Origin of the sequence: Oceanispirochaeta sp. M1, assembly GCF_003346715.1 — a bacterium.
In the GTDB taxonomy this organism is placed as follows: domain Bacteria; phylum Spirochaetota; class Spirochaetia; order DSM-2461; family DSM-2461; genus Oceanispirochaeta.
In genome coordinates, this window is sequence record NZ_QQPQ01000029.1 from 21,061 (window position 1) to 39,845 (window position 18,785).

General features: G+C 47.8%; 14 protein-coding genes. 8 read left to right on the forward strand and 6 right to left on the reverse strand.

The window, feature by feature from the left end:
- Positions 1-5: 5 nt before the first annotated feature.
- From sucC to DV872_RS18380, 8 genes are all read left to right on the forward strand, one after another.
- Positions 6-1,163 carry an ADP-forming succinate--CoA ligase subunit beta gene (gene sucC, locus DV872_RS18345; protein WP_114631412.1) on the forward strand — a complete coding sequence of 386 codons (1,158 nt, stop codon included), beginning with the start codon at positions 6-8 and terminating at the stop codon, positions 1,161-1,163.
- Entirely contained in the window at positions 1,160-2,029 is an 870-nt protein-coding gene (sucD, locus tag DV872_RS18350) for a succinate--CoA ligase subunit alpha (RefSeq protein ID WP_114631413.1), read from the forward strand. The genes sucC and sucD overlap by 4 nt, the downstream gene beginning before the upstream one ends.
- A gap of 14 nt (positions 2,030-2,043) precedes the next feature.
- Positions 2,044-4,794 carry a 2-oxoglutarate dehydrogenase E1 component gene (locus DV872_RS18355; RefSeq protein WP_114631414.1) on the forward strand — a complete coding sequence of 917 codons (2,751 nt, stop codon included), beginning with the start codon at positions 2,044-2,046 and terminating at the stop codon, positions 4,792-4,794.
- On the forward strand, positions 4,791-5,990 hold the full coding sequence (sucB, locus tag DV872_RS18360; protein ID WP_114631415.1) for a dihydrolipoyllysine-residue succinyltransferase: 1,200 nt from the start codon (positions 4,791-4,793) through the stop codon (positions 5,988-5,990). The genes DV872_RS18355 and sucB overlap by 4 nt, the downstream gene beginning before the upstream one ends.
- 64 nt (positions 5,991-6,054) lie before the next feature.
- Positions 6,055-7,197: a citrate/2-methylcitrate synthase gene (locus DV872_RS18365; RefSeq protein WP_158547046.1), complete on the forward strand. Its 1,143-nt coding sequence runs from the start codon at positions 6,055-6,057 to the stop codon at positions 7,195-7,197.
- Positions 7,198-7,252: 55 nt separating this feature from the next.
- Positions 7,253-7,420 carry a rubredoxin gene (locus DV872_RS18370; protein ID WP_114631417.1) on the forward strand — a complete coding sequence of 56 codons (168 nt, stop codon included), beginning with the start codon at positions 7,253-7,255 and terminating at the stop codon, positions 7,418-7,420.
- Between the two features lie 27 nt (positions 7,421-7,447).
- Positions 7,448-8,413, forward strand: coding sequence for an aldo/keto reductase (locus DV872_RS18375; protein ID WP_114631418.1), 966 nt, complete (start codon positions 7,448-7,450; stop codon positions 8,411-8,413).
- Positions 8,414-8,518: 105 nt separating this feature from the next.
- A complete protein-coding gene (locus DV872_RS18380; protein WP_114631419.1) occupies positions 8,519-9,715 on the forward strand; it encodes an ROK family protein in 1,197 nt (398 codons plus the stop codon).
- A 29-nt stretch (positions 9,716-9,744) separates the two neighbouring features.
- Here DV872_RS18380 and DV872_RS18385 read toward each other — a convergent pair whose 3' ends face one another.
- From DV872_RS18385 to DV872_RS18410, 6 genes are all read right to left on the reverse strand, one after another.
- Entirely contained in the window at positions 9,745-12,063 is a 2,319-nt protein-coding gene (locus DV872_RS18385) for a glycoside hydrolase family 31 protein (protein ID WP_114631420.1), read from the reverse strand.
- Between the two features lie 21 nt (positions 12,064-12,084).
- Positions 12,085-14,547 (reverse strand): TIM-barrel domain-containing protein, encoded by a 2,463-nt coding sequence (locus DV872_RS18390; protein WP_114631421.1) that lies wholly within the window; start codon positions 14,545-14,547, stop codon positions 12,085-12,087.
- A 105-nt stretch (positions 14,548-14,652) separates the two neighbouring features.
- Positions 14,653-15,906, reverse strand: coding sequence for a sugar ABC transporter substrate-binding protein (locus tag DV872_RS18395; RefSeq protein WP_158547047.1), 1,254 nt, complete (start codon positions 15,904-15,906; stop codon positions 14,653-14,655).
- Between the two features lie 58 nt (positions 15,907-15,964).
- Entirely contained in the window at positions 15,965-16,798 is an 834-nt protein-coding gene (locus DV872_RS18400) for a carbohydrate ABC transporter permease (RefSeq protein ID WP_114631423.1), read from the reverse strand.
- The gene (locus DV872_RS18405; RefSeq protein WP_158547048.1) at positions 16,788-17,678 is read right to left on the reverse strand and encodes a carbohydrate ABC transporter permease; all 891 of its coding nucleotides are present in this window, start codon (positions 17,676-17,678) and stop codon (positions 16,788-16,790) included. Before DV872_RS18405 ends, DV872_RS18400 begins: the two co-directional genes overlap by 11 nt.
- Positions 17,679-17,680: 2 nt before the next feature.
- Entirely contained in the window at positions 17,681-18,760 is a 1,080-nt protein-coding gene (locus DV872_RS18410) for a glycoside hydrolase family 15 protein (protein ID WP_114631425.1), read from the reverse strand.
- Positions 18,761-18,785 lie beyond the last annotated feature (25 nt).

Below are 18,785 nucleotides of genomic sequence, written 5' to 3' on the forward strand. Positions count from 1 at the left end.
GCTCCATGAATATTCATGAATATCAGGCTAAAGAACTGTTTCAGTCCTATGGGATACCCATCAAACCCTTCCGCCTTGTCACAGAAGTTTCCGGGCTGGCACAGGCTGCCGTAGAACTGGGGGGAGAGACCATTGTCAAAGCCCAGGTACTTTCCGGGGGGCGGGGTAAAGCCGGTGGTGTAAAGTATGCCAAAACCGTGGATGACGCCGTCCGCTACGGTAAAGAGATCTTCAATCTGACGATCAAAGGATTTCCTGTTGAGAAGATCATCCTCACAGAAGCCGCGGATATAAAGAAGGAATTCTACGCGGGTTTTATCACGAACCGGAACAGCAAAGCTGTTACCCTTATGCTCAGCAAGGCCGGGGGGATGGATATCGAGGATCTGGCGCTTAATGCGCCCGAAGAGATTCTTAAAGTCGATTTTTTTGCCGAGGATGGTGCTGACCCGGATCTTTATGATTCGGCATTAAAAGAAATCTTTGAAAGGGAAACTCATATTGCACAGGCCCGTGATATTCTGGATAAACTCTATCGGCTCTTTCTGGACAAGGACTGCAGCCTGACCGAAATCAATCCCCTTTCCATTGTGGATGATGATACTCTTATGGCCATTGATGCCAAGATGAGTTTTGATGATAACGCCCTTTTTGCCCATCCCGAAATCCAGGCTCTGGAAAATCCTGAAGAATCCAGTCAGGACGAAAAGGACGCCCGTGATGCGGGACTCAGTTTTGTCTCCCTTGATGGAGAGATAGGCTGCATCGTCAATGGAGCCGGACTGGCCATGGCTACCCTGGATATCATCAAACTGGCCGGAGGGGAACCCGCCAATTTTCTGGATGTTGGGGGGAGCTCCAATCCTAACAAAGTTCTCACTGCATTAAAAATAATTACCCGGAATCCATCTGTCAGTGCAATCCTTATAAATATTTTCGGAGGTATTACACGCTGTGATGATATTGCCAAAGGCCTTCTTATGGCCAGGGAACAGATCAAAATGGATCTGCCCCTGGTAATCAGACTGGTGGGAACCAATCAGGATGAAGGCCGGGCTCTACTGGAAGAAGCCGGTCTCAAGGCCTATGACGGCCTGAGTGAATCAGTTGATAAAGTTGTGAAACTTGCCTATTCCCGGGAAGAGAATGGAGGAAATCAATGAGCATACTCCTTGATGAAAATACAAGAGTCATCGTACAGGGCATAACCGGAAGAGACGGTTCTTTTCATACAAAGACCATGGTTCAGGACGGGACAAATATTGTCGCCGGCGTGACTCCCGGAAAGGGCGGTCAATCCATGGATGGGATAACTGTTTACAACAGCGTTGAGGACTGTCTGAAAGAACATGAAGTAGATGCCTCTGTCATCTTCGTTCCCGCTCCTTTTGCAGCCGGAGCCGCCCGTGAAGCCATTGATGCCGGAATAGCACTGGTTGTCTGCATCACCGAGGGTGTCCCCGTGCAGGAGATGACAGAGCTCTACCACAGAGCCCGTAAAAAGGGTTCTGTACTGATCGGTCCCAACTGTCCCGGTCTGATATCCCCCGGAAAAAGCAAGATAGGTATTATGCCTCTGAGAATCCATAAAGCCGGTGGAATCGGTGTAATTTCCCGAAGCGGTACTCTGACCTATGAAGTTGTCAATGAACTGACACTGGCTGGCATGGGTCAGTCCAGCTGTATCGGTATCGGGGGGGACCCCATAGTCGGTTCCGGATTTGTAGATCTTCTGGAGCGATTTGAAGCGGATACTGATACAACGGCTGTGGTGCTGATTGGAGAAATCGGCGGGGAAGCGGAGGAGGAAGCGGCTCTCTATATTAAAGAAAAAATGACAAAACCTGTTGTTTCCTTTATTTCGGGAAGATCCGCTCCCAAAGGGAAGAGGATGGGTCATGCGGGTGCCATCATCTCCGGCGGGAAGGGTACGGCCGAGGCCAAGGTGGCTGCATTTATAGCCGCTGGTGTGGATGTAGCTGATAAACCGGATGAGATCCCCGGTCTTCTAAGGAAAAAAATGATCTAGAGGAAAAGTAATCAATGGCAGACATGGGACTATCAATAGACAATCTGGCCTATCTTGAATCTCTTCTTGAACATGCTCCGGAACTATTGGAAGGGCTGGAAGAATCCCTGCCCACAGAAAGGGGTCTTCCCGTACTCAGCTCTGGAGACTCGGATAAGCAGAGCCGTTTAAATGCCATGATATGGGCCTATCGGGATGGAGGTTATCTTCACGGTCATCTGAATCCCCTGGGTTCCTATATGACCAAAGAGATGAAATATCTCTTTCTAACCATGAAAGGCGGTGTGGAATCTTTGAAACCCGAACAGTTCGGGCTGGACTCTTCCGATAGGAACCAATTGTTTAATCCCGGACGTTTTTTTAAAGAAGATTCCGTCCCCCTGGCTGAGATAGTCAAGAGGATGGATGAGACCTACTGCGGTACTCTGGGAGCGGAGATCCTTCATATTCAGAATCAGTCCATGCGGAACTGGCTTATCAGCAATATGGAAAATCCTGATAAGTCTGTTTCCATAGATCCTTCATTGCAGAGAGAGATTCAGGAAGACCTTATCCGTGCAGAGGAATTTGAGAAATTCATAAACAGCAGTTTTGTGGGGCAGAAACGATTTTCCCTGGAAGGGGGAGAGGCCGTTATTCCTGCTCTGAAGTATCTGTTTAAGAAATCAATCAGCCTGGGTATCCGGGAAGTTGTCATCGGAATGGCTCACCGGGGACGGTTGAATGTTCTTGTAAATGCCATCAGTAAACCCGCGGCGGAAATATTCGCCATGTTTCAGAACAATTATCAGCCCTATGTCTACGGCGGCAGCGGGGATGTCAAATATCATATGGGACAGAGCTGTGATTTCTTTGATGAAGAAGGGCGAAGTCTCCATATCTCCCTTGTCTCCAATCCAAGCCATCTTGAAGCGGTAAATCCGGTGGTTGAGGGTAAAACCAGAGGAATCCAGAGGAGACGGGGGGATGAAAACAGGAAAAAAGTCATGCCCGTACTTATTCACGGGGATGCCGCCTTTTCCGGACAGGGTGTGGTGTATGAAACCCTCAATCTCTCTCAGTTGAAGGGATACCGGACAGGGGGTACCATACACATTATCATCAATAACCAGATCGGATTCACCACGGCCTCCCGTGATTCAAGGTCCACCTATTTTGCAACGGATGTCGCCAAGTCTCTCCCCATTCCTATTTTTCATGCCAACGGGGATGATCCTGAATCGGTGATCAAGGCCATGGATCTGGCCGTCCGCTGGCGGCACAAATTCGGCTACGATGTCATTGTGGATATCATCTGCTACCGCCGACTGGGGCATAATGAAGCCGATGAGCCATCTTTTACTCATCCCATCATGTATCAGCTTATTAAACAGCATAAGAGTGTCACCTTTATTTATGGTGAATTCCTCAAAGAGAATAATATTTTAAGCAAGACTGATCTGGAGAGTTTCAAGACATCCTATATCACAGAATTAACTGCTGATTTTGAGCTTGCAAAGGGTTATGCCGACTATCAGTGGAATAATGCCTTCCGAAAGGGAGACTGGAAGGGAATGACCTTTGACTATTTTTTTGAATTTCCCCATACCGGTGTGAAACCGGATCGTCTGAGACGCATTGCCGGGGTTCTAACCCATATTCCCGAAGGCTTTACTGCTCATTCCAAACTGCAGCGGTTTGTTAAAAACAGACGGAAAGCCCTGGATGAGAAAAAGGGCATCGACTGGGCCTTCGCCGAGTCCCTGGCATTCGGCAGTCTCCTGGCCGATGGTTACCATGTCCGTCTCTCCGGTGAGGATTGCGGACGGGGAACTTTTTCACAGAGGCATGCCCGCTGGTGGGACGTCTCTGTAGACAACCCCGACTCCTATGTCCCTTTAAAACATCTGGAAAAAGAATCCACAGGACCCATGGGTGTCTTCTCGGTATATAACAGTCCCTTATCAGAATTTTCTGTTCTGGGTTTCGAATACGGTTACTCCCTGGCTATGCCTAAAGTTCTGGTTCTCTGGGAAGCCCAGTTTGGTGATTTCGCCAATGGTGCCCAGACAATCATCGATCAGTTTATCTGCTCAGGAGAGCAGAAATGGTTCCGTTCCAGTGGAATGGTTCTCCTCCTTCCCCATGGCTATGAAGGTCAGGGTCCCGAACATTCCAATGCCTACCTTGAACGATATCTCAGTCTCTGCGCCGAGGATAATATGCAGGTATGCAATCTGACGACACCGGCACAGTATTTCCATCTGATCCGGAAGCAGATGATTCAGCCCTTCAGGAAACCCCTGATTCTTATGACCCCCAAAAGCCTTCTCCGCCATAAAAAAGCAGTTTCTGATCTGAAGGATCTGGAGCAGGGGAAATTCCAGACAGTCCTTGATGACCGGGATGAATACAAAGGGGCTGAGATACTCCTCCTGTGTTCAGGAAAAGTCTATTACGATCTTCTGGAAAGACGGGAAGAACTGGGAAGCAGAAAGGCTGCCATCCTTCGGCTGGAACAGATCTACCCCTTTCCGGCGGAGAGCCTGAAAGAGATCATTCAATATTATGGATCAGTGAAGCAGCTGCGCTGGGTTCAGGAAGAACCACGCAACAAGGGCAGCTGGTCTTTTGTCCATGAGCCCCTGAATCAATTGGGACGGCGAAAATGGTCCTATGTGGGAAGACTGCCCTCGGCAAGCTCCTCCACAGGAGCCCATAATAAGAATATGGAAGAGCTGGAAGCTTTGCTCCAGGATGCATTTGATGAGGTGAAAAACAAATGACTGAATTGAAAATACCGGAAATGGGTGAATCTGTGAGCACAGGTTATCTGGCCGTCTGGCTCAAACAGGATGGAGATTCCGTCGAGGCGGGAGAAGAAGTTCTGGAGCTGGAAACAGACAAGGCGACACTGTCCATTCCGTCACCCGCAACAGGAATCCTTAAAATCCTGATCATGGAGGGGGAGGAAGTGGAGATCGGTCAGACCGTAGGGCATCTTGAAGATACAGCTATGCTGTCCGGGGCCGTTTCCGGGGAAGATCATTATTCACCTTCTGTCCGTCAACTGCTGCACAGCTATGGTCTGAGTTCTTTTGAGGGACAGGGCAGCGGCAAAAAAGGGCATGTCACCAGGGAGGATGTTCTGAGTCATATAAAATCCAAGGGACTTCAGCCTGTTCAAGTCCCTGAGACTGAATCTGTTTCCCCTGCTCCAGCTGCTGTTCAGAGCCCCCCCACTGCAGCTCCGGCTCCGCAGAGTTCCCCCGGCGCGTCTCCTGAAGCCTTCACCAGGAAAAAAATGAGTCGTATACGTCAGAAGATCGCCGCCAATCTTGTTCAATCAAAACAACAGTCGGCTCATCTGACAACCTTCAATGAGGTGGATATGTCGGCAGTCATGGAGATCAGAACCCTGTATAAGGATGATTTTCTGAAGAAAAAGGGAGTCAAACTCGGGTATATGAGTTTCTTTGTCAAAGCCGTCTGTTCTGCCCTGGCTGAGTATCCCCAGATCAATGCCATCATTGACGGTGAGGATCTCCTTTTCAGGAACCATCTCAATATCGGTATTGCCGTCTCCACGGACAAGGGGCTGATCACACCGGTCCTGAGGCAGGCCGACGGATTGAGCTTCGTGGAAATAGAATCTCAGATTATTTCCTTTGCCCGTCGTGCCAATGAGCGGAAACTGTTACCCGATGAACTCAGGGGAGGTACCTTTACCATTACCAACGGCGGCATATTCGGAAGTCTTCTCTCCACACCCATCCCCTCTCCCGGCCAGTCGGGTATTCTGGGCATGCATTCCATCGTGAAAAAGCCGGTTGTCCGGGATGATGAAGTGGTCATCCGTCCCATGATGTTTGTTGCCCTGACCTACGATCATCGAATTGTAGACGGACGGGAAGCCGTCGGGTTTCTGAATATTGTGAAAAACAGCATTGAAGATCCCAGGAGGATGCTGATCGATTTTTAGCAAAAAACGAATTCCGGATATCTTCACGGGATTCCAGCATAAAGAATTTAAAAGGAGTTTGATGATGTCAGAAGAAGTCATACACAAAGGTCTGGAAGGTGTTATTGTCGCAAAGAGCAGTATATGCAAGGTCAATGGTGAAGAGGGCAAACTGTACTACTATGGATATTCCATAGATGTTCTGGAGAAGTACTCAAGCTATGAAGAAACCGCCTACCTTCTCCTTTATGGTCATCTTCCCAATAAGGAAGAGCTTGACGATTTCACTACTAAGATGAGAACTTCCCGTAGGATCAGTCCTCCCATTCTGGATATGATCAAGAGCTTTCCCCGGGACTCCCATCCCATGGAACTGCTGCAGTCGGCCATCAATTTTCTCAGTGGTTATGTGGATCATAAGATAGAACATTCAGCCTACTGTAACTGCCGGCAGACCCTGCATCAGGTGGCACAGCTTCCCACCATCATCGCCGCCTTTTACAGAATAAAAAACGGACAGGAATATATTCCACCCCGGGATGATCTGAATCATGGGGCCAACTTCCTGTATATGCTCCGGGGAGAAGCTCCTTCACAGGAAGAGGGGGATATCATGGACAAATGTCTGATCCTCCATGCGGAACACGGACTGAATGCCTCGACATTTACGGCCCGGGTTGTGGCCTCTTCCCTGTCCACCTGTTACTGCAGTATCTCCGCTGCCATCGGATCTCTCTATGGATCTCTCCATGGAGGTGCCAATGAGAAGGTTGTGAATATGCTTAAGGAGATTGACTCTGTAAAAGATGTGCGTCCCTTTCTGGAAGAGGCCAACCGGACAAAAAGAAAGGTTATGGGCATGGGACACCGGGTATATAAGGCCATGGACCCCCGGGCTGTTCTTATGGAAGGTTATTTGAAAACACTGTCACAGCAGAAAGACAACTATGTAAACTATAATATTCTTAAAGAGATTCAGCTTGTGTTCCGGGAAATGATGGATGCAAAGGAAAAGGCTATCTATCCCAATGTAGATTTCTTCTCAGGCTCCGTGTATGCCCTTTTGGATATACCCCCTTCTCTGTTTACTCCCATCTTTGCCATGTCCAGAGCCTCAGGATGGCTCTCCCATATTCTGGAACAGAGACAGGATAACAGGATTTTCCGTCCCAAGGCCCTTTTTGAAGGGAAGCTTGATAGAAAATATATAGCCCTTGGAGATCGCTGATGTGTTATGATTTCAGAACTGTGTTCGGCATAACCATAAGAAAAAGGAGTCTCCAGTGATCTGGGTCTGTAATGCCTGCGGTTATATTTATGATCCCTCCGAGGGGGACCCGGAGCAGAATATCCCCGAGGGGATTCCCTTTGAAAAACTCCCTGAGGACTGGGTCTGCCCGGTCTGCGGGGCTCCCCGTTCTGAGTTTTCTCCCGAGAAGCCGGAATCTTGAATCTGTATAAATTGTAAGGAGAATCAAATGGAGTATTCCTATCTGGGAAAAACCGGAATTCAGGTTTCCAGTTTATGTTTCGGAACCATGTCTTTTGCCGGAGATGCAGATGAAAAGACCTCTCTTCAGATGTATGAACTATGCAGGGATAGGGGAGTCAACTTTTTTGACTGTGCCAATGTATATCAGAAGGGCAGGGCGGAAGAGGTTCTGGGCCGTTGCATCAAGGGACACAGGAATGAGATTGTTCTGACCAGTAAGGCCTGCGGTTCCATGTCAGAAGATATTAATAACCGGGGGGCCTCACGTAAAAGTTTGAGACGGGCTCTGGAAGATAGCCTCAGACGTCTGAATACAGACTATCTTGATATATATTTCATGCATCGCTTTGACGATAACACTCCCATTGAAGAAACCCTTTCTGTGCTGGATCAATTTGTCCGGGAAGGGAAAATACTATATCCTGCCGCCAGTAATTATTCTGCCTGGCAGGTCATGAAGGCCCTGGGAGTTTCTGCCCGGGAAGGGCTGGCTTCCTTCAAATGTATTCAGCCCATGTACAGTCTGCTAAAAAGACAGGCAGAAGTGGAAATCTTTCCCATGGCTCAATCCGAAGGTCTTGGAGTCATAACTTACAGCCCCCTGGGCGGTGGATTGCTGAGCGGGAAGTATGCGGGTAAAAGCCCTGTGAGTGAGGGGCGGTTCACGACGAATACCGCGTATCAGAGCCGCTACAGGGATAAGAATAATCAGGTAATTGTAGATGATTTCATATCTCTGGCCAGGGAACTTACGGTCTCTCCCGTTTCTCTTGCTCTGGCCTGGGCCGGGAGCCATCCTGCTGTTACTGCGCCCATCATGGGAGCCAGAAATATATCTCAGCTGAAAGAAGCCCTCGATTCTCTGGATGTGGACATGACGGATGCCTTAGGGCAGAGGATTTCAGAGCTGAGTGCAACAGTACCATCGGCGACAGATCGATCAGAAATATGAGTTGCTTTTATCACACTCTTATCGATTTAATGAGGAATAAGAATTGTGTTTTATGGGATAGGCTGTTTGATTTTTTACTGATTATCGGGATATGATCAGTTCATCATGGCAAATAAACGTCCGGGCAGCAAAGCTCTTATTAAAGATATAAATAAAATACTTGTGCTCAGTACCATCCGGGAGCATGGTCCGGTCAGCCGAACAGAGGTGGCCAGGATCACCAAACTCAATCTATCCACCATATCCAAAATCTGTGATGAACTTTACAGGCAGAATATGCTTTTTGATATTGGAGAAGGCATTTCATCAGGTGGACGCAGACCCATACAAATGTTGTTTAATAATAATCTGGGTTACATCCTCAGTGTTAAGATTGAAGAGAGTCATCTTCAAATCGCCCTGACGAATCTTAAACCGAGTATTATTGATTATCATGAGTATCTCTATGATCATGGACAGGATTATCCCTCGGTTCTGAAATTGATAGTAGAGAAAATTATTGAGATCTCTGATGAACTAAGGGATAAAGAAAAATCTCTTCTCGGTATCGGTATAGCTTTGTCGGGAATCATCAATCAGGATAGGGGGGAGCTTCTCAGCTCCACCTTTCTGGGTTGGGAAAACGAGACCCTGGTTGAAGATCTGAAAAAGAATATAGACACTCCGGTTTTTATCGATAATGATGTGAATTGTTATGCTCTGGCTCAACATTGGCTGGGTAGCGGTAAGGGACATAGTAATTTTATCTGCCTGACCATTGGAGAGGGAATCGGTGGAGCCTTGTTCATTCGTAACCGGCTCTACAGAGGTCACAGGGGCGGTGCTGGTGAATTGGGACATATGATTATTCAGACCGACGGAAAGCCCTGTTACTGCGGTCAGAAGGGATGTCTGGAGGCCTATGCCTCCTATCCTGCTATCGTATCCCGTATGAAGGAACTGACGGACAGGAGTTTTAACATTTCAGAAATTGCACAACTGGCAGAAGAGGGAGATTCCGATGCCCGAGTTGTCATGCGGCAGGCCGGGAAATATCTGGGCTCTGCGCTGATAAACCTGGCAATGACATGTAATCCGGAACTGATAATCATTGGGGGAGAGGGGATTAAGGAGTTGAAAAGTTTTCTTCCCTCTATTCAAAATCAGTTTGATGAAAACTGGTTTACCCGCTCCGGTCTGGATAATACACCGATTCTATTTGACGAACCGGGCAACCGATTTTTCCTTCTCGGTGCAGCCCTGCTTGTGATTGATCATCTCTTTGGTGCACCCCTCTATGAGACTGAAAATCCACTGTTGTAATTTCCGTTCATAAAGGACTATTCCCTGTCTTAATTAATAACGATCTCTCTGGAAAATTGAAACTCCATGATGCTTCCGCAGAAAGGAATCTTTTCATCTTCCAGTTTCAAAACTTCTTCCTCTCCTCCTGTCTGTATCATAATTTCCTTAATTGATGAATATAGACCGAAACGGACAGTGCAGGGGGCATAGCCCGTTTTAATAGAATCAATAGTCACCTGCATTTTCCCGGCATGAGAGGATATCTGAACTCTGAATTCTCCAAAACCTTTATTCTTATATTCATAGCCGTTTCCCCGGTCGTAGCGATAGGTATAGGATGATGTACAATTATCTGGTTCCGGGAAGATAAGGAGATCCACTTCATTCAACTCTCCTTCGGCTCTGCCGGCCCGTTTGACGGGGAGGATAGATCCGGCTCTGATAAACAGGGGCGTCTGCTCCTCTTCTACCGGGCAGTCAAGCTGACAGGGACCGGGAATCCATTGGGATCTATTGATATCCAGCCAGTATCCTTCGGGAAGAACAAGGGTTCTGATATTCAGCGGCTCTTCTGACAGGTCCTGCAGTACAGGGGCCTGGAGGATAGATTCTCCCACTAAAAACTGATCATCTATCAAATCAAAACCTTCATAGTTATAAAGAAGAGGACGGATAAGGGGGGCTCCCGTCTGCTCCTGAGTGATAAAGAGGTTGTAGATATAGGGTAGGAGTGCATAACGGGCCCTGATAAACGTCCTGCTCAGCTCAAGGGCGAGGGGGCCCATATTCCAGGGTTCCTGTTTTTTCTGTCCGTCGGCACAGTGATTCCTGAAAAAGGGAAAGAGAAAACAGGCTTTGTGCCAGGCGATGAAGTTGGCATCAGAAGCATCCCCCCCGAAACCACCGATATCGGCACCAAAAAAGGCCATACCCGATAGTGATAGGTTGAGAGCCATCTCTATTGTCTTTCTCAAATGGTGCCAGTTGGAGATATTATCACCCATCCAGACGGCTCCCCAACGGTTTGTGCCTATAAATCCGCTGCGGCTGAGAACAAAGGGGCGTTCCTCGGGCATGCTCTGTTTCAGACCGTCCCAGGTTGCCTTATGCATGGCTACGCTGTACTGATTATGGAATGCCTCATGGGGCAGGGTTCCCTTTTGAAATCGCATCCCCTCCAGTTCGGCAGAACCGGCACTGGGATCATTCATATCGATCCAGAAGGCAGGGAATCCCAGATCTGCCATCTCCTGTGTTTTGGAAGCCCACCAGGAGCGGACTTCAGGGAGAGAAAAATCGGGGAAATAGGATGCTCCCGGCCAGACAAAACCTATATAAGGCCGGTTTTCTTCATTCAGGCAGAACAGTCCCTGTTCGAGGCCTTCCCTGCAGGCGGAATATTCAGGATCTGCCTTAACTCCGGGATCAAGAATCGGTACCACCCGCCTGCCGTGGGAAGCGATAGTCTTAACAGTCTGGTCCAGAGCGGGAAATTTTTCCCTGTCTATGGTAAATACACGGTACCCGATCAGATAGTCTATATCCATCCATATCCCGTCACAGGGGATCTCATGTTCTTCCATCTTTTCATCAATCTCAAGCAGATCACTGTCACAGGCATAGCCCCAGCGGGACTGCTGATAACCCAGAGACCAGAGAGGAGGGAGGGGAGAGGTTCCACAAAGTCTGTAAAGCCGCTGTGTGACATCTTCGGCGCTCATCCCTGCAATGATAAATAGATCCGGTTCCCCGTCTGTGGAGCCGATATAAAATTCGCCGCCCCCCTCGTTTGTCTCCTGAACACCTTCTATGACCTGACCGGCTCCGGTATTCATAAATACGGGGTAGGGATTATTTACCTGAATCCCATACCAGAACTTCCCTCTTTTCAGAAGAAGATAGGGGAGGGATATGTACATGGGGTCAGTAATACCATTTTCTATCTGATCTCCCGAGAAATCCGCCCACACATCGGTGTTCCAGAATTTGCTGCGGATACGGCTTTTTTCAAATCCGTTATTCTTCTCACCCATGCCGTAAAACCGGTCACAGCTGTTAAGACGGAATCGAAGTATCCATTTGCTTCCGCAGACTCCGAAAGGCATCTCCGGGAGGGTTTCGAGACTCCCATTTTCTTCCGGAATCAGAGAGAATCCTCCTGCAGTGCTCAGGTCGCTTCGGCAGAATGACTCTTTGTTTCCGAAGTCCAGGGTGTCGAATTCCGCCTGACTCGGATTACCCTCCCAGCGGGCACCCTCCACCCAATAATGGTAGACATTGTCTCCCAGTGATTTCCAGTTGTATTCCAGCTCCCCCTCCCGGGGAGAGTAGAAATTCATAGGATGTTCATATTTATGAAAGTACATGTTATACCTCGAAGAGTCTTTTTATTTCAGATTATCAAATAGTCCGGGAGAGAGAAAATCAGAGGGTGAACTGCGGACAAACAGCGGCAGACTGTCAAGGGGAGTCTCACAGTTGATGGTACAGGGACCGCTGTATTTTTCTTCACTCCAGGCATCAGTCCATAGGCCTTCCGGCAGATATACTGTCCGTTCCAGAGCCCCCTCGCTAAACTGCGGAGCAACCAGGAGGGACCGTCCGAAGAGGAACTGGTCTGTTAATTCTCTGGCCCGGGAATCCTCCCAGAAGTCAATCAGCATGGGGCGGATCAGGGGTTCTCCTGTTTCGGTACAATAGGCAGCCTCCGAAACAATATAGGGCAGCAGTCTGTCCCTCAGTTTTGCCCATTTTCTGAATATGGGAATAACTTCGGGTGCCTTCTGCTGCTGGGCAATATTCCAGGGGGTCCGGTCGATGCAGGGTTCCTGCCATTCGTTATTTTCTGTGTGATACTGCATGATGGGGCAGAATACTGAGGCAGCGGCTGATCGGAGGTAGAGTTCGGCTGTGGGGATCTCACCGCTGAAGCCTCCAATATCCCAGCCGATAAAGGGAATACCCGAAAGGCCGCTGTTCATCATGGCCATAAAGGCGGAACGATAGGCCAGCCATGTGGAGTTCTGATCTCCGGCCCAGTGACAGGGAGAAGATTGAATTCCCGTATATCCTGAGCGGCTGAAAGTCAGCCCGTCATCTCCCTTTACCCGGCGGACAAAATCAGAGTAGGCACGGATATAGGTTTCGGGGTAGGAGTTGATCATCTGATCTCCCTTCTTTCCGTTGGAGAAAGAGACTCCCTCTCCCCAGAGGTGCTCCCCGCCATCGGTTTTAAATCCGTCGACTCCCATCTCTTTCAGCAGGTATTCCCGCCGGGACATCCACCAGGGAGCCGTTTCAGGATTAGTGAAATCAGCCAGAAGACTTCCCTTGAACCATCCCGGCCGAACATTGTAGGGCTCACCTTGTTCATCCATGGCGCAGAGTCCATTGGATTTTACGTATTCCTCATCCAATCTGTGCTGTGGATTTTCATCATCCGTAGCCTTGACCACCGGAATCTGCCAGAGAACCAGCTTTATCCCCTGACTGTGAAGTTTCTCAATCATTCTTTTGGGATCTTTCCAGTATGTACTCTGTGAAAAATCAAAGTCCTTCAGCTCCGGTGCCTTCCGGGGATCCCGGGGGGCATAGTTCGCACCATTCCAGATATAAAAGGTGGTTTCATCACTCCATGCTTCTATTACAAGTACTTTTACGGGAATATCCAGCTCTTCTGTCCTGGCGGCTACCTCTTCCACCCTTTTCTGGGTGTTCCATTCATTAGCGCTCATCCAGAGGCCGAAGGCCCAGTCAGGCAGGGCGGCGGGTTTTCCCGTCAACTCTGTAAAATCCCGTATCATCCGGGCCGGTTTTCCAAGGAAGACAGAAACCCTCAAATGTTCATCTCCTTCCTGTTCAGCCCTGAAACTCCATCTGTTTTCGGAAAAAGAACAGAGGTCAAAGCGTATATTTCTTTCCGTATCAATAAAGATCCCCGACTGACGGGATGTAAAGAGGAAGGGGATGGGCATATAGGTTTTCAGGCGTTGATTTGTATACTGTTCATATACACGGTTGTAGAGAACCTGTCCTCTCTGGTTCAGGCAGTTGTAACGTTCTCCCATTCCATAAAATCCCTCATCAGGGAGTGCCTTGAAAAATAGTTCTGTTTCCCATAGTCCACTCTTATCCTGGAGAACTTCCGCCTCTCCGGAGAAGTACAGCTCACCGCCCCTTGTATCATGAGTAATTCTGAAGGCACCCCTCTCTTTTTCAATACTCAGGGTGAATCCACCGGATTTATAGAGAAAAATACTGTCATTTTCATTTTCATCTTCAATAATAAAGGAGGATTTTTCAGTAGACCTCTGCCTGTCAAAACCTAAGGAATAGCTGAAAGCCCCGTCATCACTGCAGCTTAAACAGATTTGCAGTTCAGGACTGTTCTTCTCCGAATCATCAAGACCGCTCTCATATATCAGATAGACATGGCCCTCATGAATCTCACAGGAAGAGAGAGTCTTATACTGGATTTTTCGGAGGGGGGTAAAAGTAAAATCCTCTGTTGAAACCTGACTCAGGCCCGAGTTGGCTACTAATTTGTATACAATCTCATCATCAGAGCTCTGGCCGGGAATCATGGCTGTCCAATATCGGTCTGTGCCTCTGTTTCCCACACTGTCACTGTTCCCAAGGCAGGATGCTTCAGAATAGAGTGTTGTCTTCCAATTATCTCTGCTCCAGAGCAGAGTCACACGCTCTGCAGCATCTACAGGATCGCTCATGGCGCAGAAGGCTACCGGATCTCCTTCCACCGGCCGGCGGGGAAGCCTCTCTATTGTTTGTTGGCAGTAGGGTTGTTCATTCCCTGATGGTATATGGTGGAGAGAAAAATTCTGATATTCCATAATTGATTCCTATTGTATAAACTGTCTGGCAGGCAGGTCTGTGTTGAAGGAACCTGCCTGCTCTTGTAGCAAGGGGACTGAATAGTATTTATTCAGTCCCTTTTTTTATAGTTTGATTTTTGCTTCAGCTTCTTTCTGAGCAGCATCGAGGGCTTCTTTAGGTTCCAGCATTCCAAGACGGACCTGTTCCAGCCGGGGATTGAGAATCTCAACCAGCTCTTGAAACTGTTCCAGTGCGGGGGGCTTCACAGCATACTCAAGTGAGTTGAAAACAGCTATTTTGTTATCCGGGGGGGTGATGGCGAGATACTGTTTCATCAGGCTGGCGTCTTTTATTGTAGGCAGTTCCCACTGGGCATCCAGGCGCATCTGTACAGAAAGGGGATCACTGGCAATAAAGTTAAGGAATTTCACTGCTTCCATATCATTAGTGGTATCCCGGGACAGACAGGACACATTTGCAAAAAAGTGTGTCGCCTTCTTTGTGTTTCCGGGTTCGACCTCAACGGACCAGGGGAACTCACAGCGATTGGCAAAATCTGTGAAGGCCCATACACCTGTGCTGATCATGGCAAGTTTTCCATCGACAAAGAGATCCCAGTCTCCACGACCGGCTAATTCTGTATCGCTGGGCATGACGTGATGTTTCTGAATCCTGTCCACCATGTATTGCAGTGTCTCCAGGTTCTGGGGGCTGTTGATGGTGAATTTACTGCCGTCGGGAGTCATCACTCCACCGCCGTTCTGTTGGGTAACCTTGTAGAATTCCCAGAACTGGACAGGATTGAAGGTTCCCCATATATCATTTTCCGGATCAGCTATCTTTTTTGATGCCTCCAGAGACTCTTTCCATGTCCAGTCTTCTTGAGGGTAGGATGCACCGGCCGCATCAAAAAGATCTTTATTGTAGATGAGAAGGACTGTGGAAAACATCTGAGGAATCGCATAGGTCTGTCCATTATAACTACAGGCATCCAGGACACCGGCGGCGTATGTTTCCTTCAGGTTTATTCCAGCATCGGCTGCAATATCATCGATAGGTTTAACGGCTCCCCGGATCGCGTATGCCAGAAAGTTTTCCATGTTCAGCTCAAATGTATCAGGCGCGTCACCCGAGGCAATTTTGGTTACGAGCTGAGTGAAGTGTTCGCCGTACCCGGTTATTTCATTCTCAATAATAATTCCGGGATTGGCCTCCTGGAAGGCATCAATCATAGCCTGTTGAGTGGCCGCATTATCCTCTCCTGCAGAAAAACTGGCATAGCGAAGGGTTACGGGACCGCTTTCATCCTGAGCACCTGTGGCAAAAAGGGCCAGGGGAACCATCAGTAACAGAAAAACAATACTTAAATTCTTCATCATAAACTCCTTTGAAAATATTTCTACCGGCTTTCAATGATTGCCGGATATGAACGAATTATCCTTTGACACCTCCCAGTGTCACACCTTCCTCTACAAACTTCTGAGTAAATATATAGACAATCACTATGGGCACTATTGAGATCAGGGCTCCCGCCATCATGATATGATAGGAATTTCCAAACTGGGTATTCATGACCCCCAGGGCGACCTGCAGAGTCCATTTTGTTTTTTTTGAAAGAACAATAAGGGGCCAGAGATAGTCATTCCAGCTGCCCATAAATCCAAACAGTACCAGAGTGAAAATGGCCGGTCGGGACAGAGGGAGTATGATCTTCCTGAAACTGAAGCGCAGAGAGGCACCGTCTATCATGGCTGCTTCCAGGTAGGCATCGTCAATTCCTATCATGTACTGCCGCAGTATGAAGATATACAGTCCTTCCAGGAGAGAGGGGAGAATCAAACCCGTATAACTATTAAGGAGATGCATATTTTTCAGTATCAGGTAGTTGGGAATCATCACAACAGTACCGGGAATCATCATGGTTGCCAGAACCATAAGAAACAGGATGTTCCGTCCCCTGAAAGGTACTTTGGCAAAAATAAATGCAGCCATTGAACAGATGATAATCTGTCCTGATGTTCTCAGAAGGGAGTAGGCAATGCTGTTGTAAAAGGCCTTAAGAAAGTCCACATTGCTTAATCCCAATATGCTTCTGTAGCCCTCCAGTGTCGGTTCTTCGGGTATCCAGCGGATGGGAATGGTCTGTATTGCTTCGTTGCTCTTGAAGGAGGCGGAAATCATCCACAGAAACGGGATTATCACCAGAAATGCAATAATCGACAGTATTATATAGAAAATGATACGTTGGATTTTCCTTTTATCGATCATAGTTAACCTTCTTTTCAAAGCGGAATTGAATTAATGTGACAAAAAGGATCAAAAGGAACAGAATCCAGGTGAGGGCCGAGGCATAACCCATCTTGTAAATCCGGAAGGCATATCTGTAAATTCTTTCCACGACCACAGTCGTCGCATTGGCCGGTCCGCCGTCTGTCATGATAAATACGGGTTCGAAAATCTGGAATCCGGAGATCACATTGAATATGATCAGGAGAAACAGAGTGGGAGAAATCAGGGGGATGGTGATTTTAAAAAACTGAGTGAATGCTCCTGCACCATCTACTGTGGCAGCCTCATAGTAGTTTTTATCAACACTTTTCAGGGCCGACAGTACGATGAGGGCATAAAACCCCGTATCCTTCCACAGAGCGGCAAGGACAACTCCGGGCATGGCCCAGAATGGATCTTCCAGCCAGTTGGGACCTTCAATTCCTATGAGAGAAAGCCATTGGTTCAAATAGCCGTATTTTCCATTGAGTACAAAGCCCCATATGATGGCACCCGCAACCCAGGAGCTGACTACAGGCAGGTAGAAGCATATTTTATACAGCTTAAGTCCACCCAGCTCCTGATTCAGAACCGATGCTTCCAGAACAGCCAGGACGATGATCCAGGGTATGTAAAGAATCATATAGGTCAGGGTGTGTTTCAACATCACAAAAAGTTCTCCGCCGAGAATCCAGTTCCGATAGTTTTCAAATCCGATGAATTCTGCGGAACTGAAGGGTCGAAGAATATCCCAGTCCAGGAGACTCAGATATCCGGATATGAGAATCGGAGCCAGTTTGAATATAAGGAAGATTCCGACAGCGGGTGCCAGGAAGAGAACAATGGTTAGATATTTATCTTTTTTTGATCCCAGATACATGCTTAGCTTACCTCCCTGCGAAGAATCAGATACATGCTGTGGGCCCATAAATCCGGGGATTGCTGTGGTCCCCATTTTTCCACCCAGTAGGAGATTCGGGAAGGATCATTGACCGAATTACAGACTTGTTCAGGAAGCAGGTTTTTTTCATCAAACTGCTGTTCAATCCAATCCAGCAGCTCAATTGCCTTCTCCTTTTTTCCTGTATAAAAGTAATGAAGTGCCAGTAAAGCACTGCAGAAAATCCATTCTCCACCACCATAGTAGCTATCCGTTTTAAAACGCTTTACGCCGCCTGTTCCATCTGAGACCAGATCCGCTTCAATTTTTGTCACTGTCGAGAGATATAAAGGATTATCCATGGGCAGCAGCCGAAAGAGGGTGGATATCAGTAATATGGAGGAATCCACTTCAGAGCTTCCAATCGTTTTTGGTATCCACCCGACTGGTTTGCTTGATTCCATAATGAACATAAGAATGTTTTCCACCAGATCATTGATCTCTTTTTCTGCCAGAACGTTATTGATTTTCTTCAAGCCACCGGCCACACAGGCCAGGGTGGATGGATGAACCCCCAGGGGATTTTCTTCCCAGCAGTCATAACAGGGCTGATTCCAGAAAGTACTGAGATATTTCACAATAAGACGGATGGATTCCTCCATTCCGGTTATTCCCCTGTGATCACCGGTACGGGAGGCATACTCTCCCAGACACCATAACCAGGTACCATAGCCGTCAATCTGAGATCCCGGCCAATCATCACTGTGAGGTGTACCGTCAGGCATGTATCTGGAGGGGAGGAGTTCTTTGACTTCAATGGTAAGGTTCTGCTCTTTCTTCTTTATCAGATTAAGGATGGATTGACTCTGCGCACATATGGCCCTGTCTCCCCACTCCAGATAGGCTTTGCAGGAATCCACTTCTCCATTAAGAAGCATGGAATAGGCAATGAAGCTGGAATCACGGAACCAGCAGTACTGATACTCCCGGTATGTGGGGGATGTGATATAGGCCCCGCTGGGATTCTGATTCTTCAAGATCAGATCAATACTGCTCTTTTCAATTAGTTTTTGATTAAGCATAATCCATTAATAACATACTTTCTTC

Coding starts and splice junctions, on each gene's coding strand:
- DV872_RS18375 (WP_114631418.1), top strand. CDS start 7,448: ATGGAGTATTCCTATCTGGGAAAAACCGGAATTCAGGTTTCCAGTTTA.
- DV872_RS18355 (WP_114631414.1), top strand. CDS start 2,044: ATGGCAGACATGGGACTATCAATAGACAATCTGGCCTATCTTGAATCT.
- DV872_RS18380 (WP_114631419.1), top strand. CDS start 8,519: ATGGCAAATAAACGTCCGGGCAGCAAAGCTCTTATTAAAGATATAAAT.
- DV872_RS18395 (WP_158547047.1), bottom strand. CDS start 15,906: ATGAAGAATTTAAGTATTGTTTTTCTGTTACTGATGGTTCCCCTGGCC.
- DV872_RS18410 (WP_114631425.1), bottom strand. CDS start 18,760: ATGCTTAATCAAAAACTAATTGAAAAGAGCAGTATTGATCTGATCTTG.
- sucB (WP_114631415.1), top strand. CDS start 4,791: ATGACTGAATTGAAAATACCGGAAATGGGTGAATCTGTGAGCACAGGT.
- sucC (WP_114631412.1), top strand. CDS start 6: ATGAATATTCATGAATATCAGGCTAAAGAACTGTTTCAGTCCTATGGG.
- DV872_RS18405 (WP_158547048.1), bottom strand. CDS start 17,678: ATGTATCTGGGATCAAAAAAAGATAAATATCTAACCATTGTTCTCTTC.
- DV872_RS18390 (WP_114631421.1), bottom strand. CDS start 14,547: ATGGAATATCAGAATTTTTCTCTCCACCATATACCATCAGGGAATGAA.
- DV872_RS18400 (WP_114631423.1), bottom strand. CDS start 16,798: ATGATCGATAAAAGGAAAATCCAACGTATCATTTTCTATATAATACTG.
- DV872_RS18365 (WP_158547046.1), top strand. CDS start 6,055: ATGTCAGAAGAAGTCATACACAAAGGTCTGGAAGGTGTTATTGTCGCA.
- sucD (WP_114631413.1), top strand. CDS start 1,160: ATGAGCATACTCCTTGATGAAAATACAAGAGTCATCGTACAGGGCATA.
- DV872_RS18385 (WP_114631420.1), bottom strand. CDS start 12,063: ATGTACTTTCATAAATATGAACATCCTATGAATTTCTACTCTCCCCGG.